The organism is Streptomyces sp. WM6378 (assembly GCF_001279695.1).
In the GTDB taxonomy this organism is placed as follows: Bacteria; Actinomycetota; Actinomycetes; order Streptomycetales; family Streptomycetaceae; genus Streptomyces.
The window spans coordinates 11750-24634 of the sequence record NZ_LGDD01000311.1 but is presented as its reverse complement, the minus strand read 5'-3'; the positions used below and the strand labels follow the sequence as shown (position 1 = coordinate 24634).

Genomic DNA, 12885 nt, shown 5'->3' with positions numbered 1-12885 from the left:
GGAGCCTCACCATGGCAGCGGGAACCATCCGCTTCTGGGCCGCGGCCAAGTCCGCCGCCGGTGTCGGCGAGGAGCCGTACGCCGCCGGGACGCTGGCCGAAGCCCTCGACGCGGTGCGCGAACGGCACCCCGGAGAGCTCACGCGCGTACTCCAGCGGTGTTCCTTCCTGGTCGACGGTGACCCCGTCGGGAAGCGGAACCATGAGACCGTACGCCTTGCCGAGGGCGGCACGGTCGAGGTGCTCCCGCCGTTCGCAGGAGGGTGACCCCCACGTCATGAGCGAGCAGTACCCGTATCAGCAGCAGCCCCAGTACGACCAGTACGGGCAGCCCGTACAGCCCCAGCCGCCGTTCCCGTACGAGCCGTACCAGGACCAGCGGCCGTACACGCAGACCTGGGAGGGGCAGACCTGGGACACCCAGTACCAGCCCACGATCCCGCCCGGGCCCGCGCAGCAGCCGGTGGAGCCCGCGCCGCGCCGGGGGCGCCATGCGCAGCCCGCGCCCGGGCAGCCCTGGCAGGAGAGCGCGCCGGAGGCGCCTTACGCGGCGGACACGGCGTACCTGCCGCCGCAGAACATGGCGCAGAACGCGGCGCAGAACGGTGCGGGGACGACATCCGTGCCGCTGCCGCCGGAGGTGCCGATGGCGTCCGGGCCCGCCCCGGCGCCGGTGTACGAGTCGGCCGCGGCCCCGACGCACGTCTCCGTCCCGGTTCCAGGCCCCGTTCACCCTTCCGCTTCCGCCTCCGGCGAGGGTCCGGCGTACGGCTCGCCCACCACCGTCGGCAACGCGCGGATCACCGACGCCCAGCGGGCCCGCGCGGAGGGCCGTTCGCCGGTCATCGCGCCCGGGATGCAGCCCGCCGCGCTCACCGCCGTACTGGGCCTGCTCCTCGCGGTGGCGGCCCCCGTGGGCCCGTACGCCCTGGCCGTACCGCTCATCGTCCTCCAGGCGGTGACGGCGGCGGGCTGGTTCCGGCTGAACGGGATGTGGCCGGCCCGGCAGGGCATCGCGCTCGCCTTCGCGGGCGGGCTCGTCGCCGACGTCGCCCTGCTGGCGCTCGGCCGTGAGCACGCGCCCGCCGCGATCCTGGGCACGCTCGGGGTGTGGGTGCTGCTCACGCTCGTGCTCCAGCTGCGCTCGCACGCCGACCCTGACGAGCGGATGTACGGCCTGATGGCGACGGTCGCCTCGGCGGCGCTCGCGATCCTGGCCGGCGGGTACCTCGCGGCGCCGCCGCACGCGGTGTCCGTCGGCGCGGCGGCAGTGGCCGTCGCCACCCTCGCGCGGGCGCTGCCGCTGCCGTCGGCCGCCTCCGTGGTGGTCGCGCTGCTCGCGGCGGCGGGCGTGGGCATCGCGGCGGGCGGTCTGACCGGCATCGGCGCGGACGGCGCGCTGCTCGGCCTCGCGGCCGGCGGCTGCGGGCTGATCGGCCTGCGGGTCGCCTCGTACGACTACCCGTCCCGGTTCGTCCACATGACGGCGGGCGTCGCCCTGCCGCTCACCGCGGCCGTTCCTGTGCTGTATCTCATCGGGCGGGCCGTGGCGTAGGGAACCGCGGCTAGGCTCGCGATCGTCATTCCGGAGGATTGATCACGAACAGGAGGATCGATCAACCGGAGTTTCTGATCAAAGGGTCGATGGCCGACTGGTGGCCGACTGGTGGGGGACGTAGGCAATGCGCGCACTGCGAATACTTTTGATCATCGCGATTGTTCTGGGCGGCATCTTCGTCGCCGCGGACCGCATCGCGGTGAACATCGCCGAGTCCAAGACGGCCGACAAGATCAAGAGCAGCCAGCGGCTCAGCTCGACCCCCGACGTCGACATCAAGGGCTTCCCCTTCCTGACGCAGGTCCTCGGCAAGGAACTGGACGAGGTCGACGTCTCGCTGTCCGGGGTCACCGCGACGGCCGGCGGCCACTCGGTCAACGTCACCGAGGTGACGGCTGAGCTGTACGCGGTGAAGATCGACAGCTCGTTCTCGTCGGCGGTGGCGGGGCGGGCCGACGGGGCGGCACAGATCTCGTACGCCGACCTGTCGAAGGCCGCGCCCAAGGGGGCGACGGTCGGTTACGCGGGGGCCGACCGGGCGGCGAAGGGACAGGTCAAGGTGACTGGGCCGCTCACGGACTTGCTGGAGGGCCAGGGCGTTGTGCTGCCGGCCACCGTCAAGGCGCTGCTCCAAGGGCGGACGGTGTCGGCGTACAGCACGGTGAGCCTGAACGGGTCGGGGTCGGTGCAGCTGCGGGCGGAGTCGCTGCCGAAGCTGCCGGTGCCGGGGTTCGACCAGCGGCTGCGCAAGGCGGTCGACTACGACCTGAAGATCGACGGGATGCCGTCGAGCATCAAGCTGAACAAGGTGACGGCCACCGAGGCGGGGCTCCGCTTCTCGGGCGAGGGCACGAACGTCCGCCTGGCGGGCTGACCCCGGCCCACGATCCAACGCGGGTCGAGTGCGCGTGGGGCTCCGCCTCAGACCTCGGGGGGGGGCTCGCCCACCCGCCCGCCCGTAACGGGGGTTGGTTGGTTCGGCTTCTGAGGGCTGCGCCCCCAGACCCCCTGCGGGGGCTCCGCCCCTTGCACCCCCGGAGGCCTGCATGGGGGGGGCAGCACGCCAACGGCGATCCCGCCATGGGCAAACCCCGCTAGGGGCGCGGGGAACTGCGCGAGTGCCACGGACGGCCCGCAGTCGGTCGGGCGGCGCTGGGTTCCGGGGCGGAGCCCCAGGGCCCTCGCCCAACCAGCCCTGAGTAACGGGCGGGCGGGTGGGAAAACCCCCAGGGGGCCGGGGCGCAGCCCCGCGCACCCCGCACGCCCCTTGCGCCTTCCTCCGCCCCCGCCCGCATCGTGAGACACCCCCGTCCGCAGGGCAGAAGCACCGCCCGGCACCGGCCACCCCGGAGGGGACCGGGGTGGCCCCGCGCTGCATCGCGTATCAGTATGCGGATGATCGAGTCTCAGTATGCGACACACCGGTGACACGCCCCGGTTTGCCTCCCTACGATCGGACGCATGAAGCGACAGGCGGACCTCACGAAGCGGCGGGCAGTAGACCTGTGCCGCGTCGCCGCCATGCTCTGTCGCCCCTTCTGAGCGGGACGCTCAACTCCCGCATTCCCCGGGCCCTTTGACCGTAAGAGTCAAACGAGAACAGGGCCACCCCGTGCCGCCGTACGCGCGCCGCAGCCGCGTACCCGCACACCTGCACCGCCCCCGCAGACTGCCCCGGAGGAGAAACAACATGAGCCGCAGCGACGTCCTGGTAGACGCCGACTGGGTCGAGGCCCACATCGAGGACCCGAAGGTCGCCATCGTCGAGGTCGACGAGGACACCTCGGCGTACGAGAAGAACCACATCAAGAACGCGATCCGGATCGACTGGACCAAGGACCTCCAGGACCCGGTCCGCCGCGACTTCATCGACCAGGAAGGGTTCGAGGCCCTCCTCTCCGCCAAGGGCATCGGGAACGACACCACCGTCGTCCTCTACGGCGGCAACAACAACTGGTTCGCCTCGTACGCCTTCTGGTACTTCAAGCTCTACGGCCACCAGGACGTCAAGCTCCTCGACGGCGGCCGCAAGAAGTGGGAGCTCGACTCCCGCGACCTCGTGGACGGCGACCAGGTCCCCAGCCGCCCGGCCACGCAGTACAAGGCCAAGCCGCAGGACGCCTCGATCCGCGCCTTCCGCGACGACGTCGTGAACGCGATCGGCACCAAGAACCTCGTCGACGTGCGCTCGCCCGACGAGTTCTCCGGCAAGCTGCTCGCCCCGGCCCACCTCCCGCAGGAGCAGTCGCAGCGCCCGGGCCACGTCCCGTCCGCCCGCAACATCCCGTGGTCGAAGAACGCCAACGACGACGGCACCTTCAAGTCGGACGACGAGCTCAAGGCCCTGTACGAGGACGAGCAGGTCGACCTCGCGAAGGACACCATCGCGTACTGCCGCATCGGCGAGCGCTCGGCCCTGACCTGGTTCGTGCTGCACGAGCTGCTCGGCCAGACCAACGTCAAGAACTACGACGGCTCGTGGACCGAGTACGGCTCCCTCGTCGGCGTGCCGATCGAGCTCGGCGCCAACAAGTAACCCCCGGACCTCCCGTCCATCCGTAAAACCCCTCAGGAGACCCACATGTGTGGAGCGAAGGCCGGCGGGCCCGATGCCTCGACGATCAAGCCCGGTGAGACCACCATCCAGGGCCAGGTGACCCGCGACGGCGAGCCCGTCACCGGTTACGTGCGCCTGCTCGACTCGACCGGCGAGTTCACCGCCGAGGTCCCGACCTCGGCCACCGGACAGTTCCGCTTCTACGCGGCCGAGGGCACCTGGACCGTGCGCGCCCTGGTGCCGGGCGGCAGCGCGGACCGTACGGTCGTCGCTCAGACCGGTGGCCTCGCCGAGGTCGCCATCGCCGTCTGACCGACGGCACACCGCAGTACCGGCCGGAGGGCCGCACCCCGGGGGTTGGACGCCTTGGAATGGGGTGCGGCCCTCCGTGCCGTCCGGCCCCGCCGCACCGGGTGACCGCGAGCCGTTTCCGGCCGGGCTCCGCGGTCGTACGCTGGATTCATGTTGGCCCGGCGCCGGCGCGGCTATTTCTGGATGATGGGCGGCTGCATCCTGCTCTTCGTGTCCGCCTGGGGTTTCGTGCGCCTGTGGTCGGTTCCGGTTGCGGTGGGCATGTGCGTGGTCGCCATGGTGATTCCGCCCGTCGCCGCGATGGTCGCCAACCGGCGCGGCCCCGACGACCGCTGGTGGGACGACCCCTCCGGCGACCCGAAGTCGGACGAGTGGTGGGACGAGCTGGACGGCAAGAAGCGCCGGTGACCCATCCGCCGGGCGCTGCGGCCAGTGGCGGCTAGTACACGAGCGCCTGCACGCCGTCCCCCATGATCTCCTGCACGAAGACCTGCGCGCCCGCGATCCGTACGCCCTCCAGGACGTCCTTCTCCGTGATGTCCCGCCGCGTCGCGCACTGCGTGCACAGCGTGATCCGCCCGCCCGCGCCCTGGATCGACTCGATCAGGTCGGGCAGCGGCGCGGCATGGGGGAGCGAGAACTCCGCGGCCCGGCCCGGCAGGGCGAACCAGGACGATTCGCCCGTCAGCCACAGCGAGACCTCCACCCCGCTGGCCGCTGCCACCGCCGCGACGGTGAAGGCCTGCGAACACCGCTCGGGCGCCTCTGCGCCGGCGGTCACCTTGATCACGAGCTTGTTGTTCGGCATATGCCGAACTGTAATCCGCGACGCCACAACCTCTCCCCGCGGTTGTGGGTCTGCTGTGTGCCGCAGAGAACGGAATCTGCGCTTCGAGGGCCGTAACGGCAGAAGTCCGACGGCGACCTGCGCCGCCTCCTCGTCGCGAAGCCGGACGCCGCGAAGTCCGAAGAGCAGCCCGCCTGGCAGGACCTGCTGCTCTCCTCGGCGGACTACGAGCACCCCGACGGGGCGTTCCGGCAGTTCCTGCGCGACGGATTCCGGTGCAGCGCGACGACCTCCTGGTCCTGGACGGCAAGGTGTACGTCACCGTCCTGCTGACCCAGTTCCGCGACGACACCGCGGTCGTGTCCAAGGACTACGCCCGGCAGCAGCAGGAGTACATGCCGGAGGACGACCACGCCGGCAACTACGGCAAGCCGATCCCGGGCAGCGACAACGGGCACACCTACGTCTTCGACAAGCCGCACACCAAGGCCGGCTACGAGCCGCTGTACGAGGGTCGGGCCTACGCCTGGCGCAACGGCGTCTTCATGGACATCCAGTACAACAACAACTCGGGCCCCGTCTCGGAATCGGCCCTCCAGGCCCTGGCCAAGCAGCAGTTGGAGCGCCTGTGATGACGAACGAGCACGATGAGTCGCATGAGCGCGATGAGCCGAGCGAGCGTGATGAGCCGAACAAGCACGATGGGCCGCGTGAGCCGCATGGGCGACCTGAGCCGCATGGGCTCGCCGAGCCGGCCGAGCCCGCCGACCCCGCCCGCTCCGCCCAAGGACCGCCGCGTCCTGCGTGCCGCGCTGCGCTGGACCGCCGCCGTCGCCGTCTTCGGCGTGCTCGGCACCGGCATCGCGTACGGGATCACCGCGCAGGAGCGCACCGACGTGCCCGGGCTCTCCACCAAGAGCGACGGGCGCTGGGCCTACCCGAAGCTCGTGAAGCCGGCGCTGCCCGCCGGGGCCGCGCTGCCGTACGCCGCCGACAACCCCGGGATGATCCACTACGCCGACCTGGAGCAGCTCCTGCTGCCCGCCCCGGCGGGATCGACCCCCGACCCGACGCTCAAGGGCGACAAGAGCCGGATCACCACCGACCGGTTCCTCCAGGAGTTCGCCGGCGACAACCGCGTACCGAACATGCGCCAGGACCTGGCCCAGGGCGGGCTGCGCCAGATCGCGGCCCGCGGCTGGACCATGCCGGACGGCACCGCCACCCGTATCTACCTGGTGCGCTTCCACAGCTCGGGGTACCAGAACGCGTTCACCACGCTTTACTTCTCCAACACGGGCAGCGCCCCGAGGGTCCTGAAGGACATCGAGGGCGAGTCCGCGCTCGACGACGCCTACATTTCCGGCAACGGCATCCACGTGCGGCACGACGTGTACGTGGAGTCGGCGCCGACCGGACCCGTCCAGGTCCGGCACGCCTACATCGCGGCCGGTGACATCGTCGCCCTGGTCGTCCAGTCGCGGAAGGGCACGGCCGCCGCGGTCCCCTTCCACCAGACGACCGTCCTCCAGGAGCAGCTCCTGGGCTGATCCCCAGGATCGCGCGGGCGCGCCACCGGCGGCCTACCTCACAGAGAGGGCCGGCCCCCCACCCATTAGGCTGGGGGCCGGCCCTGACCGCCCCTACACCCGCTCATGCGAGGAGCCCCCCGTGCTTGAGGCTGTTTTCTCCACCCTCCTTGTCCTGGTCTGCGTCGGCGTCCTCGCCTTCGCCGGGCTGACCGTGAAGAAGCTGTACCAGGGTCAGCGCTAGGGGGGTACCCGGCGGATCTTGTCGGGGCACGCGGGCCCTGGCACGCACATCTGCCGCGTTGTCGTCAATCACCGACGCTCCGCGTCGCCTCAATCCTCCGCCTTGCAGCTGCACGCACCAGACCCCGCTCGGCCGCACTGATCAGTGGTCCGCACCGGGACCCGACCAGATCCGCCGGGCACCCCCACCCCGACCGCAACGAAGAGATCGCAGCCTCATGATCGAGATTCCGTCCGACCTCCACCCCGACCTGGTCCCCCTGGTCTTCCTCCTCGGCACGTGGGAGGGCGTCGGCGTCACCGACTTCCCCGGCGCCGAGAAGGCGAACTTCGGGCAGTCCGTGACCTTCTCCCACGACGGCCGTGACTTCCTGGAGTACGTCTCGCACTCCTGGATCCTGGACGCCGAGGGCAACAAGGTGAAGCCGCTGGAGTCCGAGTCGGGCTACTGGCGCATCGACAAGGACCGCAAGGTCGAGGTCGTCATGGTCCGCGACCAGGGCATCGCCGAGATCTGGTACGGCGAGCTCGCCCACCAGAAGCCGCAGATCGACCTGGTCACTGACGCCGTCGCCCGCACCCCGGGCGCCACCGCGCACACCGGCGGCAAGCGCCTGTACGGCTATGTCAAGAGCGACCTGATGTGGGTCGGCGAGAAGGCGACCCCCGAGGTCGAGCTCCGCCCCTACATGTCGGCGCACCTGAAGAAGGTCGTCACGCCGGAGCAGGTCGCGGAGATGGCCCGGGGCCTGGGAGACCTCCCGGACGACGGCATCGCCTTCTTCAAGTAGGCCGCCCACATCCAGTGGGTGTCACCGCGTTCGCTCCTACACTGGGAGCGTGGTGACCACCGACTGGCAGAGCGACCTCCGCAGGCGCGGGTACCGGCTGACCCCCCAGCGACAGCTCGTCCTGGAGGCCGTCGACGTACTCGAACACGCGACGCCCGACGACATCCTCACCCAGGTGCGGAAGACGGCGGGCGGCGTGAACATCTCCACCGTGTACCGGACCCTTGAGCTCCTGGAGGAGCTGGGTCTGGTCTCGCACGCCCACCTCGGCCACGGCGCTCCGACGTACCACCTGGCCGACCGCCACCACCACATCCACCTGGTGTGCCGCGACTGCACCGAGGTGATCGAGGCCGATGTGGACGTGGCCGCGGACTTCACCGCGAAGCTCAGGGACACCTTCGGCTTCGAGACGGACATGAAGCATTTCGCCATCTTCGGGCGCTGTACGGACTGTGCAAAGAAGGCTTCAAGCGACGGGTCGTAGGCTTGCCCGTATGAAGAGCCCCCTGCTGTCCAAGGCCGGCGCCGTCCCCGCCGAAGGGCGCGACGAAGGAGTCGCGGCGCACTACGGTGACCTGTTCCGCGAGCAGCGCGCGCTCGTCGGCGGCACCGGTCTCGTCGATCTCTCGCACCGCGGCGTTGTCACCGTCACCGGCGGCGACCGGCTGAGCTGGCTGCACCTGCTGCTCACCCAGCACGTCAGCGAGCTGCCCGTCGGGCAGGCCACCGAGGCGCTCATCCTCTCCGCGAACGGGCACGTCGAGCACGCCCTGTACCTCGTCGACGACGGCACGACGGTGTGGATCCACGTCGAGCCCGGCACCGTGGGCGAGCTGATCGCGTACCTGGAGTCGATGAAGTTCTTCTACCGGGTCGAAGTCGCCGACCGCACCGAGGAGTTCGCGGTCGTCCACCTGCCGGCCGGCTCCATCGCCGAGGTGCCGGACGGCGTGGTCGTACGCGAGACGGCGTACGGCCGCGATCTGTTCCTGCCGCGCGCCGACCTGGAGAAGTACGCCGCCGAGGCGGGCCCGCTCGTCGGGATCCTGGCGTACGAGGCGCTCCGCGTCGAGGCGCACCGGCCCCGGCTCGGCTTCGAGACCGACCACCGGACGATCCCGCACGAGGTGGGCTGGATCGGCTCGGCCGTCCACCTTCAGAAGGGCTGCTACCGGGGGCAGGAGACGGTCGCCCGCGTCCACAACCTGGGGAAGCCGCCGCGCCGCCTGGTCTTCCTGCACCTGGACGGCAGCGAGGTGCTGCTTCCCGGGTCCGGCACGCCGGTGCGGCTCGCGGCAGACGGCGCGGAGGGCCGCCAGCTCGGCTTCATCACGACCTCGGCCCGCCACCACGAGCTGGGCCCGATCGCGCTGGCCCTGGTCAAGCGCAACGTCCCGGTCGACGCGGAGCTGCTCGCGGGGAACACGGCGGCGGCCCAGGAGGTCGTGGTCGAGCCGTAGGGCTTTCGCCCGGGCCCTCGCCAGGGCCTTCGAAAACCCGGAGGTCTCAGACCTCGACCAGGACCGTGAACGGGCCGTGGTTGGTGAGGGACACCCGCATGTCCGCGCCGAAGCGGCCCGTCTCCACGTGCGCGCCAAGCGCCCGCAGTTGCGCCACCACCTCGTCGACCAGAGGCTCGGCCACGTCGCCGGGGGCGGCCGCGTTCCACGTGGGGCGGCGGCCCTTGCGGGCGTCCCCGTAGAGAGTGAACTGCGAAATCACCAGCAAGGGCGCATTCACGTCCGAGCAGGACTTCTCGCCCTCAAGGATGCGAACCGACCACAGCTTGCGGGCGAGCTGCGCCGCCTTGTCCGGATTGTCTCCGTGGGTGACTCCGACCAGGACACACAGGCCCTCGCCCGCGATCTCGCCGACCGTCTCACCGGCCACGACGACCTTCGCGCCGTCGACTCTCTGCACCACCGCTCGCATGCGCCCCAACCTATGCCACGGGTCGCTCCGATTTCCGAGCGGCTGAACGGGTGCAGTGCACCTGCACGTGCCGTACCCGGAGTGGCACGATGCGTACAGGCGGTGCTTCCCCTTGGTCCTTCGGGCCCGGGGAGACCCCATGCACCGGTCGAGGGGACGGAAAGACGCATGAGCACACCAGGCGCCGGGCAGTCGCCCGGTCCCGTATCGCTGACCCGGACCAACCCGCGTACCGCCGTGCGACCGCCCGTGCAGCGGGCCGGCGGCACGCTGCCGCCCCAGCGCGACCACGACCTGGCCGCGCTCCGGCTCGCCGAGCTGCGCACCCTGCGCCGTCAGTCGCAGCGCGACGAGGCCGACCTCAGCTACGTACGGCGGCTGCTGCACGGCCGGATCGACATCCTGCGGGCCGAGCTGGCCCGGCGCACCGGGCCGCAGGCGCCGGTGGTGGAGCGGCTCGCCGAGATCCTCACGGACGCGCCGTCCTCGCACCGCGCCTCGGCCCGCCACGTCACGCTGTCCGCGCCGCGCAGCGAGGAGTACCGCATCCTCGCCGCCGAGATGGACGCCGAGGTCGAGCTGTCCGACCTCGCCGCCCGCACGGACGAGGAGCTGCACACCGCCACCGGACGCCTGATCCGCTACGAGCAGCAGGTCTCGCGACGCCGCCAACAGCTGCAGCGGACCGCCGACGATTGCAGTGCGGAGATCGCCCGCAGGTACCGTGATGGTGAAGCACAAGTAGACGATCTGCTCACCTGACCCGCCCGTACCGGAAGCGACCCCTCCGGGGCAGGTCACCCGCCCGGAAGGCCGCACCGCCATGACCGCCCTGACGTCCCCGATACCCCCGGTCCTCGCCGAAGTCGTACGTTCCGGATTCGTCGAGGGCCATCATCGGGGCTCGCTGGTGGTCCTTGCGGAAGACGGCAGTGTCGAGTTCTCGCTCGGCGACCCGGCGGCGCCCGTCTTCCCCCGCTCGTCCAACAAGCCGATGCAGGCCGCCGCCGTGCTGCGGGCCGGCCTTGAGCTTTCGGGCGAGCGCCTGGCCATCGCCGCCGCCAGCCACTCGGGCGAGGGCTTCCACCTCGATCTCGTGCGCAAGATGCTGGCCGAGCACGGGCTGACCCCGGACGACCTCCAGACGCCGCCCGACCTGCCGCTCGACCCCGCCGAGGCCGAGACGTACCTGGCGGCGGGCCGCGTCCGCGAGCGGCTCACCATGAACTGCTCGGGCAAGCACGCGGCGATGCTCGCGGCCTGCAAGCAGAACGGCTGGGACCTCGGGAGCTACCTCGACCCGGCGCATCCGCTCCAGCAGCTGGTCCACGACTCCGTCGAGGCGGCCGCGGGCGAGAAGGTCGCCTCCGTCGGCACCGACGGCTGCGGGGCACCCCTGATGGCGATCAGCCTGACCGGCCTCGCGCGGGCCTTCCGCACCTTCGCGACGGCGGACGCGGACACGGTCGAGGGTCGGGTCGCCGAGGCCATGCGCGCCCACCCCGAGTACGTCGCCGGCACGCGGCGGCCCGACACCTGGCTGATGCGCGAGGTGCCGGGGACGCTGTCGAAGATGGGCGCCGAGGCCGTGCAGGCGGTGGCCCTGGCCGACGGCCGCGCCCTCGCCTTCAAGGTCGACGACGGCGCGATCCGCTCGCTCGGCCCGATCCTGGCCCGCGCGCTCCAACTCCTGGGCGTGGACGGCCCGGTGGTGGACCGGATCGGCCGCGCGCCGCTGTTCGGCGGGGCCGCCGAGGTCGGCGAAATTCGGGCGACATTCTGACCGGGGGCCACCTAGCGTGGCCGGTATGAGCACCCCGGCCAAGCCCGATATCGAGGTCCGTACCGTCGCCGAAGCCGAGTACACCGGCTGGCTCAAGGCGGTCAACCGGGGCTTCCTGCGCCCGCCCGTCGTGAGCGACGAGGAGGCGCGGGCCCGGCTCGCCCACACCGATCTCAGCCGGGTGCAGGGGGCCTTCGAAGCGGGCCGGTGCGTGGCGACGTTCCGGTCCTTCGCGCAGGAGCTGACCTCGGTGGGCGGCGCCGCGCTGCCCGTGACCGCGGTCAGCGGCGTCACCGTCTCGCCCACGCACCGCAGGCGCGGGCTGCTCACCCGGATGATGGCGGCCGAGCTGGCGGCGGCCAGGGAGCGCGGCGAGGTGGCCGCCACGCTGATCGCCGCCGAGTACCCGATCTACGGCCGGTACGGGTTCGGCCCGGCCACCTCGCTCACCGCCTGGGAGATCGACACGGCGCGCACCGGCCTCGACCCGAACCGGTCGGGCCCGGCCGACGGCGGCCGCGTCGACCTGGTGGATCCGGCCGAGGCGGCCAAGGTGGGCCCCGAGATCTTCGAACGGTTCCGGGCGGCGCAGCCCGGCGCGGTCACCCGCGACCGGCGCTGGTGGGACCTGGCCACCGGCGCGGCCCGCCTCGACGGCCCCTGGACCGAGCCGTTCTTCGCGGTGTACCGCACGGCCGGGGGCGAACCGGCCGGCATCGCCGCGTACACGGCCGACGAGCAGTGGAGCGACGCCAAGCTGCCGGAGAACACGGCGACGGTGAAGAGCCTGATCGGCCTGACCCCCGCCGCGGACCGCGCCCTGTGGCACTACCTGTGCTCCATCGACTGGATCCGCAAGGTGCGCACCGGCTACCGCGCCCCCGACGACCTGCTGCCCCTGCTCTTCCCGAACCCGCGCGCGGCCGGGGTCGTGACCCACGCCGACTGCCTGTGGCTGCGGCTGCTCGACGTCGTACGGGTTCTGGAGGCGCGCACGTACGCCACCGAGGGCGCCCTCGTCCTGGAGGTCGAGGACGGCGCGGGCCTGGCGGCGGGCCGCTTCCTGCTTGAGGCGAGCGAGACGGGCGCACGCTGCACGCCCACCACGCGTTCCGCCGAACTGACGCTGGACGTAAGGGAGTTGGCGACCCTGTACCTGGGTGACGAGTCGGCGACGCGGCTGCTCGCGCTCGGCCGGGTCGTGGAGGAGCGGGCGGGGGCGGCGGCGCGCGCGGACGCGCTGTTCCGCGCGGCGCGCCGCCCCTGGTGCCCCGACACGTTCTGACCCCGGTATGCGCCGGGCCCGGTATGCGCCGGGCCCGGAATGCTCCGGCCCCGGAATGCTCCGACCCCCACCCCCGTGGGGGATCGGCGCCATGCGGGGTCCGTGC

Annotated in this window: 17 protein-coding genes; 15 read left to right on the top strand and 2 right to left on the bottom strand. The window is 71.7% G+C overall.

Annotated features, from left to right (window positions below):
* Window positions 1-11: 11 nt before the first annotated feature.
* The 7 genes from ADK54_RS30650 to ADK54_RS30625 all read left to right on the top strand — a co-directional run bounded on the left by ADK54_RS30650 (window position 12) and on the right by ADK54_RS30625 (window position 4834).
* On the top strand, window positions 12-266 hold the full coding sequence (locus tag ADK54_RS30650; RefSeq protein WP_053729010.1) for a MoaD/ThiS family protein: 255 nt from the start codon (window positions 12-14) through the stop codon (window positions 264-266).
* A 10-nt stretch (window positions 267-276) separates the two neighbouring features.
* A complete protein-coding gene (locus tag ADK54_RS30645; RefSeq protein ID WP_053729009.1) occupies window positions 277-1554 on the top strand; it encodes a hypothetical protein in 1278 nt (425 codons plus the stop codon).
* Window positions 1555-1681: 127 nt separating this feature from the next.
* Window positions 1682-2431 (top strand): DUF2993 domain-containing protein, encoded by a 750-nt coding sequence (locus tag ADK54_RS30640; protein ID WP_199827062.1) that lies wholly within the window; start codon window positions 1682-1684, stop codon window positions 2429-2431.
* A gap of 587 nt (window positions 2432-3018) precedes the next feature.
* The gene (locus ADK54_RS48915) at window positions 3019-3099 is read left to right on the top strand and encodes an Ms5788A family Cys-rich leader peptide (protein ID WP_350751515.1); all 81 of its coding nucleotides are present in this window, start codon (window positions 3019-3021) and stop codon (window positions 3097-3099) included.
* A gap of 148 nt (window positions 3100-3247) precedes the next feature.
* Complete coding sequence (locus ADK54_RS30635) at window positions 3248-4093, top strand: sulfurtransferase (RefSeq protein ID WP_053729007.1); 846 nt, start codon at window positions 3248-3250, stop codon at window positions 4091-4093.
* Window positions 4094-4138: 45 nt separating this feature from the next.
* Window positions 4139-4426, top strand: a complete 288-nt coding sequence (locus ADK54_RS30630) for a DUF1416 domain-containing protein (RefSeq protein WP_030362227.1) — start codon at window positions 4139-4141, stop codon at window positions 4424-4426.
* 150 nt (window positions 4427-4576) lie between these two features.
* Window positions 4577-4834 carry a DUF3099 domain-containing protein gene (locus ADK54_RS30625; RefSeq protein WP_053729006.1) on the top strand — a complete coding sequence of 86 codons (258 nt, stop codon included), beginning with the start codon at window positions 4577-4579 and terminating at the stop codon, window positions 4832-4834.
* A 31-nt stretch (window positions 4835-4865) separates the two neighbouring features.
* Here ADK54_RS30625 and ADK54_RS30620 read toward each other — a convergent pair whose 3' ends face one another.
* Window positions 4866-5234, bottom strand: a complete 369-nt coding sequence (locus ADK54_RS30620; RefSeq protein ID WP_053729005.1) for a DsrE family protein — start codon at window positions 5232-5234, stop codon at window positions 4866-4868.
* Between the two features lie 254 nt (window positions 5235-5488).
* On the opposite strand from ADK54_RS30620, the gene ADK54_RS30615 reads away from it, so the two are divergent.
* From ADK54_RS30615 to ADK54_RS30595, 5 genes are all read left to right on the top strand, one after another.
* A complete protein-coding gene (locus tag ADK54_RS30615; protein ID WP_053729004.1) occupies window positions 5489-5845 on the top strand; it encodes a hypothetical protein in 357 nt (118 codons plus the stop codon).
* 24 nt (window positions 5846-5869) lie between these two features.
* Window positions 5870-6763 (top strand): hypothetical protein, encoded by an 894-nt coding sequence (locus ADK54_RS30610; RefSeq protein ID WP_234392267.1) that lies wholly within the window; start codon window positions 5870-5872, stop codon window positions 6761-6763.
* 440 nt (window positions 6764-7203) lie between these two features.
* Window positions 7204-7776: an FABP family protein gene (locus tag ADK54_RS30605; protein WP_053729003.1), complete on the top strand. Its 573-nt coding sequence runs from the start codon at window positions 7204-7206 to the stop codon at window positions 7774-7776.
* A gap of 49 nt (window positions 7777-7825) precedes the next feature.
* Window positions 7826-8263, top strand: coding sequence for a Fur family transcriptional regulator (locus ADK54_RS30600; protein ID WP_053729002.1), 438 nt, complete (start codon window positions 7826-7828; stop codon window positions 8261-8263).
* Window positions 8264-8273: 10 nt separating this feature from the next.
* Complete coding sequence (locus ADK54_RS30595) at window positions 8274-9239, top strand: YgfZ/GcvT domain-containing protein (RefSeq protein WP_053729001.1); 966 nt, start codon at window positions 8274-8276, stop codon at window positions 9237-9239.
* A 46-nt stretch (window positions 9240-9285) separates the two neighbouring features.
* Here the strand turns inward: ADK54_RS30595 and dtd are convergent, their stop codons facing one another.
* Window positions 9286-9711 carry a D-aminoacyl-tRNA deacylase gene (gene dtd / locus ADK54_RS30590; RefSeq protein ID WP_053729000.1) on the bottom strand — a complete coding sequence of 142 codons (426 nt, stop codon included), beginning with the start codon at window positions 9709-9711 and terminating at the stop codon, window positions 9286-9288.
* Window positions 9712-9879: 168 nt separating this feature from the next.
* Here dtd and ADK54_RS30585 point away from each other — a divergent pair, with 168 nt between their 5' ends.
* From ADK54_RS30585 to ADK54_RS30575, 3 genes are all read left to right on the top strand, one after another.
* Window positions 9880-10473: a hypothetical protein gene (locus ADK54_RS30585; RefSeq protein WP_053728999.1), complete on the top strand. Its 594-nt coding sequence runs from the start codon at window positions 9880-9882 to the stop codon at window positions 10471-10473.
* Between the two features lie 61 nt (window positions 10474-10534).
* Window positions 10535-11494 (top strand): asparaginase, encoded by a 960-nt coding sequence (locus ADK54_RS30580; protein WP_053728998.1) that lies wholly within the window; start codon window positions 10535-10537, stop codon window positions 11492-11494.
* Between the two features lie 25 nt (window positions 11495-11519).
* Window positions 11520-12779: a GNAT family N-acetyltransferase gene (locus ADK54_RS30575; protein ID WP_053728997.1), complete on the top strand. Its 1260-nt coding sequence runs from the start codon at window positions 11520-11522 to the stop codon at window positions 12777-12779.
* Window positions 12780-12885: the final 106 nt, after the last annotated feature.